Origin of the sequence: Streptomyces sp. NPDC017529, from assembly GCF_044329785.1 — a bacterium.
Classification (GTDB): Bacteria; Actinomycetota; Actinomycetes; order Streptomycetales; family Streptomycetaceae; genus Streptomyces.
This window is the reverse complement of the sequence record NZ_JBIRJY010000007.1, coordinates 368,645-386,363: the sequence shown is the minus strand read 5'-3', so window position 1 is coordinate 386,363 and position 17,719 is coordinate 368,645. Positions and strand designations below refer to the sequence as shown.

Genomic DNA, 17,719 nt, shown 5'->3' with positions numbered 1-17,719 from the left:
AGGCTCCCAGTAGACGACTGGGTTGATAGGCCAGATATGGAAGCCTGGTAACGGGTGGAGTTGACTGGTACTAATAGGCCGAGGGCTTGTCCTCAGTTGCTCGCGTCCACTGTGTTAGTTCTGAAGTAACGAACTCGCCTTGTCGGCTGGAGTTCAACTTCATAGTGTTTCGGTGGTCATAGCGTTAGGGAAACGCCCGGTTACATTTCGAACCCGGAAGCTAAGCCTTTCAGCGCCGATGGTACTGCAGGGGGGACCCTGTGGGAGAGTAGGACGCCGCCGAACAAATTGTGAGTGGGAAGCCCCGCACCGTATGGTGCGGGGCTTTCCGCATTTCCGGACGTTTTACCTCCGGACGTTTTTCAGCTCGGCGCGGATCCCGGCTGCGGCCGCCCGCGTTTGTCGGGCCGGCTCTCCATGGCGTTTACGCTCGAAGGATGCGTTACGACCTCATCATCTTCGACAACGACGGCGTGCTCGTCGACAGCGAGCCGATTTCCAATACCATCCTGGCCGGTTATCTCACCGAACTCGGTCATCCCACCACGTACGAGGAATCCCTCCACGACTACATGGGCGCCGCGGTGCACCGGGTGCACGACCTGGTGAAGGAACGGACCGGGCAGCTCCTCCCCGAGGACTTCGAGACGACGCTGCACTCGCGCGTCTTCGAAGCGTTCGAGCGGGAGTTGGAGCCGGTCGCCGGCGTGGACGAGGTGCTGGGGAAGCTGACCGCCGACGGGACTCCGTACTGTGTGGCGTCCTCCGGCAGTCATGAGCGGATCCGGGTCGGGCACCGCAAGACCGGCCTCGACGAGTGGTTCGAGGAGGAGTGGATTTTCAGCTCGCAGGACGTCGGCAAGGGCAAGCCGGCCCCCGACCTGTTCCTGCACGCGGCCCGCGAGATGGGCGTGGCGCCGGAGCGCTGCGCGGTGATCGAGGACAGCCCGCTCGGCGTCCAGGCCGCGGCCGCCGCCGGAATGGACGTGTACGGCTTCACGGCCATGACGCCGGCGGAGAAGCTCACCGCCGCCGCCGGGGTCACCGGGCTCTTCGCGAGCATGGCGGAACTGCCGCAGCTGCTCGCGTAACCACGCGGCTACCTGGCCACCCGCCTCCCGGCAAGGGGACGGCCGGGTACCCGTTTCCGGAGCTCGGATACGGTGACGGGCATGAGCGGCCGCGCACAGCTGATGTGGGACGAGGCAGTAACGGGCTACGACTTCGGGCCCGGCCATCCGATGGACCCGGTCCGGCTCGCACTGACCATGCGGTTGGTGGAGGCGTTCGGACTCGACCGCGGGCCCGATGCGGTGGAAGTGGTGGCCGCGAAGGCCGCCGGCGTCTCCACCCTGGGGCTCGTGCACCGCGCGGACTACATCGACGCCGTACGGAGGGCCTCTGCCGACCCGAAGGCCGCCGACACGGCGTACGGGCTCGGTACCGAGGACGATCCGGCGTTCGCCGGGATGCACGAGGCGTCGGCACTGATCGCGGGGCAATCAGTGGGCGCGGCGGAGGCGGTGTGGCGCGGGGACGCCCTGCACGCGGTGAACTTCGCGGGCGGCCTGCACCACGCGATGCCCGGCGGGGCCGCGGGCTTCTGTATCTACAACGACGCGGCGCTGGCCGTCGCGCGGCTGCTGGAGCTGGGTGCCGAGCGGGTCGCGTACGTGGACGTGGACGTGCACCACGGAGACGGCGTACAAGCCGCCTTCTGGGACGACCCCCGGGTGCTGACGATCTCCCTGCACGAGCACCCGCGGACGCTTTTCCCGCACACCGGGTGGCCCGAGGAGACCGGCGGCACCGAGGCCGAGGGCAGCGTCGTGAATGTCGCGCTGCCGGCCGGGACCGGCGACGAGGGCTGGCTGCGGGCGTTCCACGCGGTGGTGCCGGATCTGCTGGACGTGTTCCGTCCCGACGTGCTCGTGACCCAACACGGGGCCGACACGCACTTCGAGGACCCGCTGGCGCACCTGGCGGTGAGCCTGGACGCGCAGCGGGCGGTGGCGGCGGCCTGCCACGACCTGACGCACGAGCACGCCGAGGGGCGCTGGGTCGCGCTGGGCGGCGGCGGATACGCGGTGGTCGACGTCGTACCGCGCAGTTGGACGCATCTGGTCGCGATCGCGGCGGGCCGGGCGATCGAGCCCGCGGCGGAGGTGCCGGAGGAGTGGCGGTACGAAGTGTTCCGGCGGACGCGGGAGCCGGGTCCGTACCGGATGACGGACGGGCGGGAAGCGGGATGGCGCGACTTCGTCAGCGGCGGGTACGACCCGGGGGACCGGCTGGACCAGGCGGTGCTGGCGGCGCGGCGGGCGGTGTTCCCCTCGCACGGGCTGCTGCCGTAGATCTCCGCGGCCGTGGCCGGGCGGGAAGGGCCGCGGAAGGGCGCTGGTTCCCGTTCCACGCCCGAGGGGCGCGGTGCGGGCCCGTGCGGACCATGCGCCCGGATGTGTGACTGCCGGGCGGTTTCGCGGCCGGTGCCGGCCCCGGGGCGTCAGCATGGCGGGGTACGGGGTTCTGCTGCGAGCGGGGGCGGGGCGTGGAGGTCGGTGCGCTCAAGGCGTATGTGGTGCGGACGGGGCTCGCGGGGACGATTGCCACCTCCCGGGAGAAGAGCCTCACCCGCTACCGGCTCTTCGCGGCCGGCGACCCCCGTGTGCTGATCGGTCTTGAGCCCGAAGACGACTGGTCCGCGCGCGAAGTGCTTCGGGTGATGGCGGAGCGATGTGGGGTTTCGGCCGATCCCGGATATACATCCGGCCCCGATGTGATCGATCCAGACTGTACGATCGCGGGGCTCGACGCTTTCGCCGACCGGCTCGGCGCGGCGGCCGCCCGGCACGCTGCGGTACTGATCGGAACGGGCCACCCGCACCGGTTGCTGGGCTTCTACGGCGGCCTGGCAGACGCTCTGTCGGCGGCGGGATGCACCGTTCTCACCCCGGCGTATGGCCACTGTGTCGACATAGCGACCCGATTCGGGGTACGCACGTACAACCTTGACTACGTACGGGGAGTCGCGCTGATGCGCGAACCGGGCGTGCGGCACGCCCCCGGTGAGCCGGGTGTGCACACCCACTCCCCCCTCCCGGTTCGTACCGCCCTCGACGCCGCCGCAGACGCCGGCGGGCCGCTTCCCGAGCTGGTGATCGGCGACCACGGCTGGGTCTGCGGAGCAGGTCAGCTGGGCTTTGAGGCCATCGGACTGGCGGATACGGACGATCCCGCGCTGTTCGTCGGACAGGCGGAGGGGCGGGTGTCCGCCGTAGTTCCGCTTGATGACGCTGTGCGGTCTGATTACTACCGACCGCTTACTCGCTATGTACTCAATCGAGCGTGTCTGTCACAGTAGGCGGCCGATCGCTGCTCCTCTTCCCCACTCGCATCACCCGCCCCTAACCTGGGGAGTGAGCGCACAGCGACGGGGAGTCACCGGAGGGGAAGCCGGTGCCCGTCATGTGCGGAAGGTTCAGGTGTGTCATGGCTGCAGACCAAAGGCCTCTCAACGAGGTCGTGTTCCTGACCGTGGCGGAAGTCGCCACGGTGATGCGAGTGTCGAAGATGACCGTGTACCGCTTGGTGCACAGCGGTCATCTGCCCGCGATCCGAGTGGGGAGGTCTTTCCGGGTCCCGGAGCAAGCGGTCCACGACTACCTCCGTGAGTCTTATGTGGGGGTGGAATCGGCCTGAGGGGCCCAAGATGACCCTCGGATTACGCCGTAGGCTCGACGCCGGGTAGGCTGGCCCGATGTAGGTAGTGTGGGCTCGGACGCCCCGCACCGAGTGATACGAAGTGAGCGAGGGTAGTCGTGGGCTCTGTTATCAAGAAGCGGCGCAAGCGGATGGCCAAGAAGAAGCACCGCAAGCTGCTCAAGCGCACCCGTGTTCAGCGTCGCAACAAGAAGTAAGCAACGCTGAGCGCGATTCCGCAGCCTCTCACCGCATCAGGCGGTGGGGGGCTGCGGTGCGTTTCGGGACGGTTTTCCGGTGCACCCGGGGAGCGTGCCGGAATGCGTGCCGGGGCCGTCCGGGCGGAGCGGCGCGGTGGCGGACTACCGAAGGATGTCCGGCGGTATCCGGGGGCGGGAGTACGGGGGCGGACGCCGGCAAAGCTGTCCGGTGGCAGACGCAAAGCTCGGGCCAAGGCTTGAAATGTAGCTCAGAGCATCCCGCGGTCATCACAGCGCAACAACGACCCGATAGCGTGGCCGCACAGCTCGGCTCACGCGAGGGACAAAGGGCGGGAAGGAAGGGCTGATCTTGGGAAAGGTCGTGCTCGTCACTGGAGTCGCACGGCAACTGGGGGGCCGGTTCGTACGACGCATTCAGCGCGACCCCGACGTCGACCGGGTGATCGGAGTCGACGCCGTAGCGCCCGAGCACCATTTGGGCGGGGCCGAGTTCCTCAAGGCCGACATCAGGCATCCGGCCATTGCCAGAGTGCTGGCCGAGACCCATGCGGACACTGTGGTCCACATGGACATCAACGGCGCGCCGCTCGGCGGCCGGGGCAGCCGGACGTCGGTCAAGGAGACCAACGTCATCGGCACCATGCAGCTGCTCGGCGCCTGCCAGAAGGCACCGCACGTCAAACGGCTGGTGGTGAAGTCCAGCACCAGCGTGTACGGCTCGGCGCCCCGCGACCCCGCCGTCTTCACCGAGACCACGTCCCCGAAATCGCTGCCGAGCGGCGGCTTCGCCAAGGACGTGGTCGAGGTCGAGGGGTACGTACGCGGCTTCGCCCGGCGCCGTCCGGACGTCGCGGTGTGCGTGCTGCGCTTCGCCAACATCCTCGGCGCGTGCGCCGACTCGCCGCTCGCCGAGTACTTCTCGCTGCCCGTGCTGCCCACCGTTCTGGGCTACGACCCCCGGCTGCAGTTCGTGCACGAGGACGACGCGATCGAGGTGCTGCGCCTGGCCGCCGCGAAGCCGCGCCGCGGCACGCTCAACAGCGGCACGTTCAACATCGCGGGAGACGGCGCGCTGCTGCTCTCCCAGTGCTCCCGGCGGCTGGGCCGGCCCACCCTGCCGCTGTTCCTGCCGACCGTCACCTGGGCCGGCACCGCACTGCGCTCGCTCGGCATCACCGACTTCTCGCCGGAACAGATCCGGATGCTCACCCACGGCCGGGTCGTCCAGACGACCCAAATGCGGGAGACACTGGGGTTTCACCCGAAATACACGACGGCGGATTCTTTCGCGGAGTTCGCCGGCAGCCGCGGGCCCGGGCTGCTGCCGCCCGAGGTCCTCGCCCGTACCGTCGACCGGCTCGCCGCCGTGCTCCCCGCACGCAGCGGCCCGACCCAGTGAGGAGTTCACCCACGATGGCGGACGCCAAGGTCATTCCCTTCGGCGAGGAGCCCCGGTCGCGCAGGAAGGCCAAGCGGCCGGGCCGCGGGAGCCGCCGCTCGGCGCTCGCGCCCGTACCGGAGCCCCGGGGGCGGGCCGGGGAGGAGCCGGCGGCCGGGGCGCCGGAGGAGCTGCCGGGGGCGTCCTGGGAGCGGCGGATCGCCGGCGGCCTGCGGTTCCTGCGCAGGCGGCTCACCGGCGAGTACGAGGTCGACGACTTCGGTTACGACGAGGAGCTCACCGACCAGGTCCTGATGACGCTGCTGCGGCCCTTCTACGAGAAGTACTTCCGGGTCGAGGTCAAGGGCATCGAGAACATCCCGGCCGACGGCGGTGCGCTGATCGTCGCCAACCACTCCGGGACGCTGCCCCTGGACGGGCTGATGCTCCAGGTCGCGGTGCACGACAACCACCCGGCCGAGCGGCACCTGCGGCTGCTGGCGGCCGACCTGGTCTTCGTCCTGCCGGTGATCAACGAGCTGGCGCGCAAGGCGGGGCACACGCTGGCCTGCGCCGAGGACGCGCAGCGGCTGCTGGAGCGGGGCGAACTGGTCGGGGTGATGCCGGAGGGCTTCAAGGGCATCGGCAAGCCCTTCTCGGACCGCTACAAGCTCCAGCGGTTCGGGCGCGGCGGGTTCGTCTCCACCGCGCTGCGGGCCGGGGTGCCGATCGTGCCGTGCTCGATCGTGGGCGCGGAGGAGATCTACCCGAAGATCGGGGACGCCAAGACGCTGGCGCGGGTGCTGGGCTTCCCGTACTTCCCGCTGACGCCGACCTTCCCGTGGCTCGGGCCGCTGGGCCTGGTGCCGCTGCCGACGAAGTGGACGATCCAGTTCGGCGAGCCGATTCTCACGGACGGCTACCCGCCGGAGGCGGCGGACGACCCGATGCTGATGTTCAACCTGACGGACCAGGTGCGGGAGACGATCCAGCACACGCTCTACAAGCTGCTGGTGCAGCGGCGGTCGGTGTTCTTCTAGAGGGGCTTCCCAGGGACTTCGGCGCGTGTGTACGGCCCGGCGGAACGCCAGGTGCCCCGGCGCCGCATCGGGCGCCGGGGCACGGCCGGCCGGGCCGGGCGGCCCGGCCGACAGGTCAGCCCAGCGGGTTCTTGCCGTCGAGGTTGATGTCGGGCAGGAGTCCGGGGAGCAGCGGCGGGATGGTGACGTCGGGCTCGTGCGGCGAGTCCTTGCCCGGCCGTCCCTTGCCGTCCGGGGCGGGGGTGCCGGCGTCGGCGGGCGGGTCCAGCAAGCCGCCCGTGCTGCCGCCGAGCAGACCGTCCTTCTCCTGGGCAGGGGAGGAGGCCGACGGGGCATGGCGGGGGGCCTGGGAGCCGTCGGTCTCGCCGGACGAGGTGGCGCTCTCCCCGGGCGGGGCCGGCTGGTTCGTACGGCTCTTGGCCGTGCCCGGCGCGGACTCCCGGGGGGCGCTCTCGTGGCGGCTCGCGCCGTCCGGCGGCTTGGGCAGCAGGGAGCGCAGCGGGCCGACTTCCTCGTCTATGGCGTCGAAGACCGAGCTGACCTCGTCGCGGACGTCCATGAGCTGGGCGGGCAGGCGGTCGCGGAGCCTGCTCCAGCTGTCGCGGTGCGACTTGGTGAAGCTGTTGAGCGTCTGGATGGGGCCCAGGGAGCCGTCGCGCTCGTACGCCTCGTGGAGCAGGCGGTGGCCCTCGCCGGCGTCCTGCTTGACCCCGGAGAGCGCCTTGCGGACCTCGCCGAGCGACTCGTGGTCGAGGGCGCCGAGCCGGCCGCGCTCCATGAGGCGGTGGGCCTCGAACATGCGCGTGGACGCCTGGTCGAGGAAGAGGCGGCCCCGGTCGGCCACGTCGTCCGCCATGCCCAGCTTCAGGTCCTCCATGCCGCGCTTGAGGCCGTACAGCGAGTCGCCCGGGAGCGCGTCGGAGCTGGCGGCGGCGACGCCGCTGAAGGCTCCGGCCGCGACGCCGACCGTCAGGCCGCCCGCCGCGAGCCCCTTGGACAGCCGGGACCTGGGGCGCAGCCGGCCCAGGGATTTCGCGGCCCGGTGCGCCCCGCGCTGCGGTGGCACCCGCGAGCCGTCGGACGGGGCACCACCTTCGGCGAAGGCCGCCTCCATCGCCGCGATGAGCTGGGCCCGGTGGACGGTCTTGACCTCGGGGTCCAACTCCGGCTTGGGGAGTTCTCCGAGCGTGCCGGCGACCGCCAGCAGCCTTGTTTCTCCGCACGCTTCCGCCGGTGTGCCGACCTCGTCCTCGGCCGCCGCGCCCGGAAGGACCTGATCCTCCAGGGCCTGGGCGAAGGCGTTAGCCCGCCGGTGCACCGATACGTTCGCGATCACGGGCGGCACCTCCTCTCGTCATCCCGCTCGACTCCCCGGACTGGCTTGACTATCCAGACTGGCCGGAAGGTTGCACGCCTTGCTCGTGTCCACTCGAACGAGTGAGGTGTTGCGGGCATGGCGTGACCGCAGGGAGCCTGCATTCCGCACAACGAGCGCCGCGGCACTTGGGTTACGCACTCACGATGATCTGACGGAACGGTCACGAACGATCACCTGTAGTCAAAAGACGCGAGGGCCGGCGCCGGGCGTGTCAGCGGGCGCGGAACGCCGGTCGGGCGGTGCGCCGACGTCAACATCGGTCCGGGAGATTCAGGCGATCGGGGCGGTGGTCCAAGCGTTAGTCCTGATGATGGGCCGGAGAGGGGCCTCGGGGCGGCGAAACGGGCAACAGCGCAGGCAGGAAGGGTGATCGGGACCCGGGAGGGCGCGCGGGCGGTGTTCCGGGGCGCCGTGGCGGCGGTCAGCGGGCGTCGTCCGGGAGCAGCCGGGCCAGGGTCCTTACGGCCCGGTACTGGAGGGTCTTGATCGCGCCCTCGTTCTTCCCCATGACGCGCGCGGTCTCCGCGACCGACAGGCCCTGGAGGAAGCGCAGCGTCACACACTCCTGCTGCTGCGGGTTGAGCTTGCGGACCGCTTCCAGGAGCGCCGCGTTGGAGAGGGACTCCAGGACGGAGTCCTCGGGGCTGCGCTCGACCTCGTTGGCGTCGAGCATCTCGCCGGTGGTGACCTCCAGCCGGAAGCGCGACGACTTGAAGTGGTCGGCGACCAGGTTGCGGGCGATCGTGACCAGCCAGGCGCCGAAGTCGCGGCCCTGCCAGGTGAAGGTGCCGATGCGGCGCAGGGCGCGCAGGAACGTCTCGCTGGTCAGGTCCTCGGCCGTGGCCCGGCCGCCCACCCGGTAGTAGATGTAGCGGTAGACCGTGTCGGCGTACTGGTCGTAGAGGCGGCCGAACGCCTCGGCCTCGCCGGCCTGGGCGCGCTCGACGAGGTCCATCATGCGGCGGCTGTCGCTGTCGGCGGGGCGCCGGGCGGTGGGCGTGCCGGCGCCGCGGCGGGTTCTGCCGCCGGCCTTGCCGACTGTGGTGGTGCTCCCGTCGGCCAGGGCGTAGCAGGGGCCGGCGGGGGTGGCGGTGGCGAATGCGGGGACGGCGATCGCGGTGGGGACAAAACTGCGCAGGTGGTCGACGAGTGTCGTACGCAGCGTAGCCAGGCCCGAGGCGTCAACCCCGACGTGTGGGTACACGGGACTCCCAGAGGCAGAGCTTCCATCACGTGCAGTGCGGGACCGTTCACCCGTCGTAGGGACGCGTGGGTACCGGTTTGCGTCTGAGGAGAATAACGCTTCGTACAGGCAGCGCTACACCCAGTTGCTCAAATCATCGATTACTTCTGGTCCGTTACGCGTTCATGCCCGTTCAAGTATCGATTGCTGAGCAGATATTGATCAGAAAGGAACGTGATCTGCCTGGTTGCGGGGCGTGTTGTGGCGGACCGTCGACAACGGGACTGTGGGGGACAGGGTGGGGGTATAGAGCAGGGATTGCCCGCGGGGCGGGGGTGACGGGCCGCCGGTCACGGCCGGTGAGCAGACGGTGGTGGCCGCCGCCCGGCGTGGCGGACTCAGCCGCGGTCCGGCGCGTCCGCCAGCCACGCGGCGTACCACGCGCGGAACCCGGGGCCCGGCGCCAGGTGGGGCCAGACCGCCAGATCGTCGTACCAGACGCGCCCGCGCTGCTCGCCGGTGACGACGAGGCGGACGAAGCCCCCGCACCCCGTCTCGGCCACGGCCAGCGTCCCGGCCACCATCGCGGCCGCGTCGAACCGCTCGCCCGGCCCGGGGCGCCACGCCGAGGTGAACCTGAAGGGCGTCGCCAGCGCGCCGGGCCTGCGGTCGTCCTCGCGGACGTCGTCCGCCGCCCAGTCGTCCGGCGGGCCCGGGTAGGCGGTGGGACCGGTCAGGGGGAACAGCCCGTGGTGCGGTCCGGCACCGCCGTCGGCGACGTGCAGGAGGAAATCGCGGTACGACCCCGGCAGCTCGACGCCGTGCAGGGCCTCGAACGCGTGGAGGTCCGCGGCCGGCAGCGGTGGTCGGAGCCGGTAGTGGTGCCGGTCCGCGCCGGTGCGGGCGCGCTCGGGGTCGCTGCGCGCCAGCTCGGCCAGGCGGGTCCGGACCGCGGCCGCGTCCCAGGAGTCCGCCGGGCCGGCGGCCGGTGCGGTCCGGCGGTCGTCCACCGGGTCAGCGGCGGCGGCGCTGGAGCGCGACGGCCGCGGCGGCGCCGCCCGCCAGGGCGCCCACGCCGGCCGCCGCCGGAATGCCGATCTTCACGGCCTTGCGCCCCGTGCGGTAGTCCCGCAGCCGCCAGCCCTGCTCGCGGGCGTGCTTGCGCAGCCGCCCGTCGGGGTTGACCGCGTACGGGTGGCCGACCAGCGACAGCATCGGGATGTCGTTGGCGGAGTCGCTGTAGGCGGCGCAGCGCTCCAGGTCCAGGCCCTCGGCGGCGGCCAGCGCCCGTACGGCCTCGGCCTTGGCGGGGCCGTGCAGCGGCTCGCCGACCAGCTTGCCGGTGTAGACGCCGCCGACGGACTCGGCGACGGTGCCGAGGGCGCCGGTCAGGCCGAGCCGCCGGGCGATGATCGTCGCGGTCTCGACGGGGGCGGCGGTGACCAGCCAGACCTTCTGGCCCGCGTCCAGGTGGGCCTGGGCGAGGGCGCGGGTGCCGGGCCAGATCCGCTCGGCCATGTACTCGTCGTAGATCTCCTCGCCGATGGTCATCAGCTCGGAGACGCGGTGGCCCTGGACGATGGACAGCGCGCTGTTGCGGGCGTCCGCCATGTGCTCGGGGTTCTCCGAGCCGATGAAGCGGAAGTAGATCTGCTGCCAGACGAAGCGGGCCAGGTCGCGCTTGTGGAAGAAGCGCCGCTTGTACAGGCCGCGCCCGAAGTGGAAGAGGGACGCGCCCTGCATGACGGTGTTGTCGAGGTCGAAGAAGGCGGCGGCGCAGGTGTCGCCGACGACCGGGAACTCCGGCTCCTCGGCCGCGGTGTCCTCGGCGGCCGCCTCCTGGGCCTCCGCTTCCAGGGAGGACTTGCGCGCGGCCTCGGCCGCGGCCTCGCCGGCGAGCACGCTGCGCGCGGTGGCGGGGCGCCTACGGCGGCTGAACCATCCCGTGGGGAGGTGCGTGCCGTAGGTGTTCCTGCGGGGGCGGCGGTCGGGCGACGGGTGGGCCATGTGGCTAGCCTAGCCAGGTTGTTCGGTGCATCCGGTTACGGCCGGATGTCGGACGGACCGGGTCCGGCCGACGGTCGCGTTACGGCCATTCGGGTGACGGCTCCGGGCGGCGGGGCGCGCGCTGCGCCGGGGTCGTACGCCGGGGGGTACTCATGGCGTACGTGACCGGTACGGCCCGGACGTAGCCGGGCTCGTACGGCGGTGGGAGCGGGGTGTCGTGCGGTCAGGCGCCCAGTGCCTTGCGCAGCCGCTGGGGGTCGACCCGCCAGAAATCGTGCTGTGCGCCGTCCACGAGGACGACCGGAATCTGTTCCCAGTACTTGCGGTACAGCTCCTCGTCCTGGGTGATGTCCTTCTTCTCCCAGGAGGCGCCGGTCTCCGCGCACACTTTTTCGATGACTTCTTGTGCGACATCGCACAGGTGGCAGCCGGGCTTGCCGATGAGCGTGACCGTGCTGTCCGCGGGATTCTTGCGGGTGCTGCGGCTGAAGAGGGAGGCCATGTCCGCAATTGTGCCTCCGCTCGGCGGGTTGGACAGTCGCCTCGGTCGACTACCATCGGTGGGCGATTTGTAGGTTTCCGGGGGGATAGCGGTGAGGAGTGAGGGCGCGTGCTGCCGTCGGCGCTCCTGTGTTACCGGCGCGAAACATGTGAACGGTGCGCCGGGAGAGTTGGTTCCGGACGGGGCCGTAAAAGCCGCGTGACCCCGGTCACTTTGCCCGGACAAAGCGGACACCATCTTTGTGCACGCGTTCACAAAGACATAGCCTGCTGTCGACGGGGCGGTCGGGGAACACACGGCCGTCCACAGCCCCGCTCTACCCGCAGGAGCGCCGTGGCAACTGGCCGAACTCACCGACCGGCGACCCGAAGCCGAGGGATTCCCGAGGCCACCGTCGCCCGCCTTCCGCTGTATCTGCGCGCGTTGACCGCGCTCTCCGAGCGTTCGGTACCCACGGTCTCCTCCGAGGAACTCGCGGCCGCCGCCGGGGTCAACTCCGCCAAGCTGCGCAAGGACTTCTCCTACCTCGGCTCGTACGGCACCCGCGGGGTCGGCTACGACGTGGAGTACCTCGTCTACCAGATCTCCCGTGAGCTGGGCCTGACGCAGGACTGGCCGGTCGTGATCGTCGGTATCGGCAACCTCGGCGCCGCCCTGGCCAACTACGGCGGCTTCGCCTCCCGCGGGTTCCGCGTCGCGGCGCTCATAGACGCCGACCCGGCCATGGCCGGCAAGCCGGTGGCGGGCATCGCCGTCCAGCACACCGACGAGCTGGAAAAGATCATCACCGACAACGGCGTCTCGATCGGCGTGATCGCGACCCCGGCGGGCGCGGCGCAGCAGGTCTGCGACCGCCTCGTCGCCGCCGGTGTCACCTCCATCCTGAACTTCGCGCCGACCGTGCTGACCGTCCCGGACGGGGTGGACGTGCGCAAGGTCGACCTGTCGATAGAGCTGCAGATCCTGGCCTTCCACGAGCAGCGCAAGGCGGGCGAGGACGCCGGGCACGACGAGGCCGGCGACGCCCGCGCCGCCGCCGCGCGCGAGGCCCGGCGGGCGGTGCGCGAGGTGCGCGAGGCCGTGGGCAAGGCCGCCCCGGACGCGGACGCCCCCGCCGGACCGTCCGACCGCAAGGGACCCGACGGGGACGTGCCCGCCGTGATGCCGGCATGAGCCTCCTCGTAGTCGGGCTCAGCCACCGCAGTGCCCCCGTGAGCGTGCTGGAGCACGCCGCCATCGCCCCCGACGCGCGCGGCAAGCTCCTCCAGGACACGGTGTCGGCCGAACCGGCCGCCGAGGCCGCGGTGCTCTCCACCTGCAACCGCATCGAGCTGTACGCCGACGTGGACAAGTTCCACGCCGGTGTCGCCGAGCTGTCCACGCTGCTGGCCCGGCACAGCGGCGCGGGGCTGGACGAGCTGACCCCGTACCTCTACGTGCACTACGAGGACCGGGCCGTCCACCACCTGTTCTCGGTGGCCTGCGGCCTGGACTCGATGGTCGTGGGCGAGGGCCAGATCCTCGGTCAGATCAAGGACGCGCTCGCCGTCGCGCAGGAGCAGCACACCGCGGGCCGCCTGCTGAACGACCTGTTCCAGCAGGCGCTGCGGGTCGGCAAGCGCGCCCACAGCGAGACCGGCATCGACAAGGCGGGCCAGTCGCTGGTCACCTTCGGCCTGGAGCAGCTGGCCCGGGGCACCGACGTCGCCGAGTGGGCCCGGGGCAAGCGCGCCCTGGTCATCGGCGCCGGTTCCATGTCGTCGCTGGCCGCCACCACGCTCGTACGGGCCGGGGTGAGCGAACTGGCCGTGGCCAACCGGACGGTGGAGCGCGCCGAGCGGCTCACGCGGATCCTGACCGAGCCGGGCTCGGCGGGCGCGCTGAACGGGCTGACCGCCCGCGCCGTGCCGATGCCCGCCGTCGAGTCCGAGCTGGCGCTCGCCGATGTCGTCGTCTCCTGTACGGGTGCGACGGGCCTGGTCCTGACCGGCGAGGCGATCGCCGGTGCCGCCGGGACCCGCGCCGCCCGTATCGCGGCGGGCGACGGGTACGCCGGCACCGCGGGCGGCGCGGGCAGCACGGCCGCCCCGGCGCCCGAGCTGGCGCTGCTGGACCTGGCCATGCCGCGGGACATCGACGCCGCCGCCCACCGGGCCGAAGGCGTGCACCTCGTCGACATCGAGTCGCTGGCCGCCGCCTCGGCGGACGCCCCGATGGCGGCCGACGTGGACCGGGTGCGCGGCATCGTCTCCGACGAGGTGGCCGCGTTCGGCGCCGCGCAGCGGGCCGCGCACATCACGCCGACGGTGGTCGCGCTGCGCACCATGGCGGCCGATGTCGTGGCGAGCGAGATCGCCCGGCTCGACGGCCGCCTCCCCGACCTCGACGACAAGCAGCGCGCGGAGATCACCCAGACCGTGCGCCGGGTCGTCGACAAACTCCTGCACGCGCCCACCGTGCGGGTCAAGCAGCTGGCCAGCGAGCCCGGCGGTGCCGGGTACGCGGACGCGCTGCGCGAACTCTTCGACCTCGACCCCCAGACGGTTGCCGCCGTCAGCCGGGCCGACACGCGGGCCGACGGCCCGCACACAGCACGGGAGCGGGCATGACTGACAGCAATCCACGGGCACTGCGGCTGGGCACGCGGCGCAGCAAGCTCGCCATGGCCCAGTCGGGGATGGTGGCCGAGGCGGTGCGCGAGCTGACCGGCCGCCCCGTCGAGCTGGTGGAGATCACCACCTACGGCGACACCTCGCGCGAGCACCTGGCGCAGATCGGCGGCACCGGCGTATTCGTCTCCGCGCTGCGCGACGCGCTGCTCGACGGGTCGATCGACTTCGCCGTGCACTCGCTCAAGGACCTGCCGACCGCGCAGCCCGAGGACCTGACGCTGGCCGCTGTGCCGCTGCGCGAGGACCCCCGCGACGTGCTGGTGGCGCGCGACGGCCTGGTCTTCGAGGAGCTGCCGGACGGCGCCCGGGTGGGTACGGGCTCGCCGCGGCGCATGGCGCAGCTGAACGCCTGGGCGCGTGCGCTGGGCCGGCGGGTGGAGGCGGTGCCGATCCGCGGCAACATCGACACCCGTATCGGCTACGTCGAGAAGGGCGAGCTGGACGCGGTCGTGCTGGCCGCGGCCGGGCTGTCCCGTATCGGCCGGATCGAGGAGGCGACGGAACACCTGTCGCCCGACATGGTTTTGCCCGCCCCCGGCCAGGGGGCCCTGGCGGTGGAGTGTGCCGCGCACAACGCGCAGCTCGCCGCCCAGCTCGCCGAGCTCGACGACCCGTTCACCCGGGCCGCCGTGACGGCCGAGCGTTCCCTGCTCGCCGCCCTGGAGGCCGGCTGCTCCGCACCTGTGGGTGCGCTGGCCGACCTGCAGGCCGACGGGCAGGCTGTCACCGAAATGCGCCTGCGCGGCGTCGTCGGCACGACCGACGGTTCCACGCTGGTGCAGCTGTCCACCACCGGACACGTACCCGCCTCTCTCGGCGACGCGGCGACCCCCAGGAACATGGGGCGCGAACTCGCCGCCGAGATGCTCGCGAAGGGTGCGGCCGGTCTTATGGGGGAGCGAGCACTTTGAACCCCACCGCCCCGAACCACCCCGCCGCCGGCCAGGTCACCTTCATCGGTGCCGGGCCCGGAGACCCGGGACTGCTGACGCTGCGTGCCGTGGAGGCACTGGCACGCGCGGACGTGCTGATCGCCGACCCGCAGGTGCTCGACGTCGTCCGCGCGCATGCGCGGGCGAATGTGGACACCCCGCAGCAGCCGACGGCTGACGAAGCGTCAACCACCGCTGGAGTCCCCGCGCTTAGGGACACCACCAATCTTGTCATGTCGGCCGTGCGCACCGGCAAGCGGGTGGTGCGTGCGGTGTCCGGCGATCCCGGCCTGGACGCCCATGTCGCCGAGGAGATGCTCGCGTGCGCCGCCGAGGGCGTCGTCTTCGAGGTCGTGCCGGGCATCGCCGCCGCGGTCGGCGTGCCCGCGTACGCCGGTGTGCCGCTGCGCGACGCGGACGGCACGGACGTGCGCTTCGTCGACGCGCGTACCGCCGACGCCCGCTGCTGGTCGGAGGTGGGCGCCAGCGACGCCACCGCCGTCGTCTCCACCGCGCTGGACTCGGTGGCCGCGGCCGCGGCCGAGCTGGTGTCGGCGGGCCGCAAGCCCGACACCCCGATGTCGGTGACGGTCGCCGGTACGACGACGCGCCAGCGCACGTGGAACACGACGCTCGGCTCGGTCGCCCAGGTGCTGAAGGCCGCGAAGGTGCTGCCGTCGGCGGACGGCGGGCAGCCGGTCATAGCCGTGGTCGGCGAGCGCAGTGCCGCGGCCCACCGCGACCGGCTGTCCTGGTTCGAGAACAAGCCGCTGTTCGGCTGGCGGGTACTCGTGCCGCGGACGAAGGAGCAGGCCGCCTCGCTCTCCGACCAGCTCGTCGAGTACGGCGCGGTGCCGCACGAGGTGCCGACCATCGCCGTGGAGCCGCCGCGCACCCCGCAGCAGATGGAGCGCGCGGTCAAGGGCCTGGTCACCGGGCGCTACGAGTGGATCGCCTTCACCTCGGTCAACGCCGTCAAGGCGGTCCGGGAGAAGTTCGAGGAGTACGGGCTCGACGCCCGCGCGTTCGCCGGGATCAAGGTCGCGGCGGTGGGCGAGCAGACCGCCAAGGCGCTGATCGCCTTCGGCGTGAAGCCCGACCTCGTACCGTCCGGCGAGCAGTCCGCCGCCGGGCTGCTGGAGGACTGGCCGCCGTACGACCCGGTCTTCGACCCGATCGACCGCGTCTTCCTGCCGCGCGCCGACATCGCCACCGAGACGCTGGTGGCGGGCCTGATCGAGCTGGGCTGGGAGGTCGACGACGTCACGGCCTACCGGACCGTACGGGCCTCGCCGCCGCCGCAGGAGACCCGCGAGGCGATCAAGGGCGGCGGGTTCGACGCCGTGCTGTTCACCTCGTCCTCCACGGTGCGCAACCTGGTCGGCATCGCCGGCAAGCCGCACAACGTGACCGTGATCGCCTGTATCGGCCCGGCCACCGCAAAGACCGCCGAGGAGCACGGGCTGCGCGTGGACGTCATGTCGCCCGAGCCCTCGGTGCACAAGTTGGCCGAAGCGCTCGCGGACTTCGGGGCGGCGCGGCGCGATGCCGCGCTGGAGGCCGGGGACCCGGTCACGCGCCCCAGCGAGCGCCGGCCCGGATCGCGTAGGAGGGCTCGCAGTTGAGCAGCAGTAGGTACGGCAACTTCCCCGGTGCGCGGCCGCGCCGGCTGCGCACCACGCCGGCCATGCGCCGGATGGTCGCCGAACACCGCCTGCACCCGGCGGACCTGATCCTGCCCGCGTTCGTGCGGGAGGGGATCTCGGAGCCGGTGAGCATCCAGGCGATGCCGGGCGTCGTGCAGCACACCCGTGACACGCTGCGGAAGGCCGCCGTCGAGGCGGTCGAGGCGGGCGTCGCCGGGATCATGCTGTTCGGCGTGCCGGAGGACGCGAAGAAGGACGCGGCCGGCACCGCGGGCACGGACCCGGACGGCATCCTCCAGCAGGGCATCCGCGATGTGCGCGCCGAGGTCGGTGACGACCTGGTGATCATGTCGGACCTGTGCCTGGACGAGTACACCGAACACGGTCACTGCGGCGTCCTGGACGACCAGGGCCGGGTGGACAACGACGCGACGCTGGAGCGCTACGCCGAGATGGCGCAGGTCCAGGCGGACGCGGGCGTCCACGTGGTGGGTCCGAGCGGCATGATGGACGGCCAGGTCGGCGTCATCCGTGACGCGCTGGACCAGACCGGCCACGAGGACGTGTCGGTCCTGGCCTACACCGCCAAGTACGCCTCGGCCTTCTTCGGCCCCTTCCGCGAGGCCGTCGGCTCGTCGCTCAAGGGCGACCGCAAGACCTACCAGCAGGACTACGGCAACTCCCGCGAGTCGCTGCGCGAGCTGGCGCTCGACCTCCAGGAGGGCGCCGACATGGTGATGGTCAAGCCGGGCATGCCGTACCTGGACGTGCTCGCCAAGATCGCGGAATCGGTGGACGTGCCGGTCGCCGCGTACCAGATCTCCGGCGAGTACGCGATGATCGAGGCCGCCGCCGAGAAGGGCTGGATCGACCGCGACGCGGCGATCCTGGAGGCCCTGACCGGGTTCAAGCGGGCGGGCGCGGACATGATCCTGACCTACTGGGCCACGGAGGTCGCGCGCAAGCTCTAGTTTCCCACCCGTACCTCTGCTGTTGCGGCGTCGCACGCGTGTACCCAACTCCCTCCGGGGGCAAGGGAAAAGCGACGTAACGACAGGGAG

Annotated in this window: 17 protein-coding genes and 2 rRNA genes; 14 read left to right on the top strand and 5 right to left on the bottom strand. The window is 71.6% G+C overall.

Annotated features, from left to right (window positions below):
- The 9 genes from ACH4K4_RS21405 to ACH4K4_RS21365 all read left to right on the top strand — a co-directional run.
- Window positions 1-94: ribosomal RNA gene (locus ACH4K4_RS21405) — 23S ribosomal RNA — on the top strand; the annotation flags it as partial.
- A 74-nt stretch (window positions 95-168) separates the two neighbouring features.
- Window positions 169-285: ribosomal RNA gene (gene rrf, locus ACH4K4_RS21400) — 5S ribosomal RNA — on the top strand.
- A gap of 152 nt (window positions 286-437) precedes the next feature.
- Entirely contained in the window at window positions 438-1,091 is a 654-nt protein-coding gene (locus ACH4K4_RS21395; RefSeq protein ID WP_398169196.1) for an HAD family hydrolase, read from the top strand.
- A gap of 81 nt (window positions 1,092-1,172) precedes the next feature.
- On the top strand, window positions 1,173-2,354 hold the full coding sequence (locus tag ACH4K4_RS21390; protein ID WP_398169194.1) for an acetoin utilization protein AcuC: 1,182 nt from the start codon (window positions 1,173-1,175) through the stop codon (window positions 2,352-2,354).
- Between the two features lie 194 nt (window positions 2,355-2,548).
- Window positions 2,549-3,361, top strand: a complete 813-nt coding sequence (locus tag ACH4K4_RS21385) for a phosphatase (RefSeq protein ID WP_398169192.1) — start codon at window positions 2,549-2,551, stop codon at window positions 3,359-3,361.
- 128 nt (window positions 3,362-3,489) lie between these two features.
- Window positions 3,490-3,699 (top strand): helix-turn-helix domain-containing protein, encoded by a 210-nt coding sequence (locus tag ACH4K4_RS21380; protein ID WP_014144137.1) that lies wholly within the window; start codon window positions 3,490-3,492, stop codon window positions 3,697-3,699.
- Between the two features lie 119 nt (window positions 3,700-3,818).
- Window positions 3,819-3,917: a 30S ribosomal protein bS22 gene (locus ACH4K4_RS21375; RefSeq protein ID WP_003948845.1), complete on the top strand. Its 99-nt coding sequence runs from the start codon at window positions 3,819-3,821 to the stop codon at window positions 3,915-3,917.
- 352 nt (window positions 3,918-4,269) lie between these two features.
- A complete protein-coding gene (locus ACH4K4_RS21370) occupies window positions 4,270-5,319 on the top strand; it encodes an NAD-dependent epimerase/dehydratase family protein (protein WP_398169191.1) in 1,050 nt (349 codons plus the stop codon).
- A 14-nt stretch (window positions 5,320-5,333) separates the two neighbouring features.
- Window positions 5,334-6,338 (top strand): lysophospholipid acyltransferase family protein, encoded by a 1,005-nt coding sequence (locus ACH4K4_RS21365; protein ID WP_398169190.1) that lies wholly within the window; start codon window positions 5,334-5,336, stop codon window positions 6,336-6,338.
- A 115-nt stretch (window positions 6,339-6,453) separates the two neighbouring features.
- Here the strand turns inward: ACH4K4_RS21365 and ACH4K4_RS21360 are convergent, their stop codons facing one another.
- From ACH4K4_RS21360 to ACH4K4_RS21340, 5 genes are all read right to left on the bottom strand, one after another.
- Window positions 6,454-7,674 (bottom strand): DUF5667 domain-containing protein, encoded by a 1,221-nt coding sequence (locus ACH4K4_RS21360; RefSeq protein WP_398169189.1) that lies wholly within the window; start codon window positions 7,672-7,674, stop codon window positions 6,454-6,456.
- 463 nt (window positions 7,675-8,137) lie between these two features.
- On the bottom strand, window positions 8,138-8,920 hold the full coding sequence (locus tag ACH4K4_RS21355) for an ECF subfamily RNA polymerase sigma factor, BldN family (RefSeq protein ID WP_398169187.1): 783 nt from the start codon (window positions 8,918-8,920) through the stop codon (window positions 8,138-8,140).
- Between the two features lie 377 nt (window positions 8,921-9,297).
- Window positions 9,298-9,909: an SMI1/KNR4 family protein gene (locus ACH4K4_RS21350; RefSeq protein WP_398169185.1), complete on the bottom strand. Its 612-nt coding sequence runs from the start codon at window positions 9,907-9,909 to the stop codon at window positions 9,298-9,300.
- A 4-nt stretch (window positions 9,910-9,913) separates the two neighbouring features.
- Window positions 9,914-10,906, bottom strand: a complete 993-nt coding sequence (locus ACH4K4_RS21345) for an HAD family hydrolase (RefSeq protein ID WP_398169184.1) — start codon at window positions 10,904-10,906, stop codon at window positions 9,914-9,916.
- Between the two features lie 223 nt (window positions 10,907-11,129).
- Entirely contained in the window at window positions 11,130-11,408 is a 279-nt protein-coding gene (locus ACH4K4_RS21340; RefSeq protein ID WP_398169182.1) for a glutaredoxin family protein, read from the bottom strand.
- A gap of 333 nt (window positions 11,409-11,741) precedes the next feature.
- On the opposite strand from ACH4K4_RS21340, the gene ACH4K4_RS21335 reads away from it, so the two are divergent.
- Genes ACH4K4_RS21335 through hemB form a run of 5 tightly spaced genes read left to right on the top strand, consistent with a single transcriptional unit; the run spans window position 11,742 to window position 17,629 of the window.
- Window positions 11,742-12,581, top strand: a complete 840-nt coding sequence (locus ACH4K4_RS21335; RefSeq protein WP_398169180.1) for a redox-sensing transcriptional repressor Rex — start codon at window positions 11,742-11,744, stop codon at window positions 12,579-12,581.
- Window positions 12,578-14,017, top strand: a complete 1,440-nt coding sequence (locus ACH4K4_RS21330; protein WP_398169178.1) for a glutamyl-tRNA reductase — start codon at window positions 12,578-12,580, stop codon at window positions 14,015-14,017. Before ACH4K4_RS21335 ends, ACH4K4_RS21330 begins: the two co-directional genes overlap by 4 nt.
- Window positions 14,014-14,991: a hydroxymethylbilane synthase gene (hemC, locus tag ACH4K4_RS21325; RefSeq protein ID WP_398169177.1), complete on the top strand. Its 978-nt coding sequence runs from the start codon at window positions 14,014-14,016 to the stop codon at window positions 14,989-14,991. Before ACH4K4_RS21330 ends, hemC begins: the two co-directional genes overlap by 4 nt.
- Window positions 14,988-16,637, top strand: coding sequence for a uroporphyrinogen-III synthase (locus ACH4K4_RS21320; protein WP_398169175.1), 1,650 nt, complete (start codon window positions 14,988-14,990; stop codon window positions 16,635-16,637). Before hemC ends, ACH4K4_RS21320 begins: the two co-directional genes overlap by 4 nt.
- Window positions 16,634-17,629, top strand: coding sequence for a porphobilinogen synthase (gene hemB / locus ACH4K4_RS21315; RefSeq protein WP_398169173.1), 996 nt, complete (start codon window positions 16,634-16,636; stop codon window positions 17,627-17,629). The genes ACH4K4_RS21320 and hemB overlap by 4 nt, the downstream gene beginning before the upstream one ends.
- The last annotated feature ends 90 nt before the right edge of the window (window positions 17,630-17,719 follow it).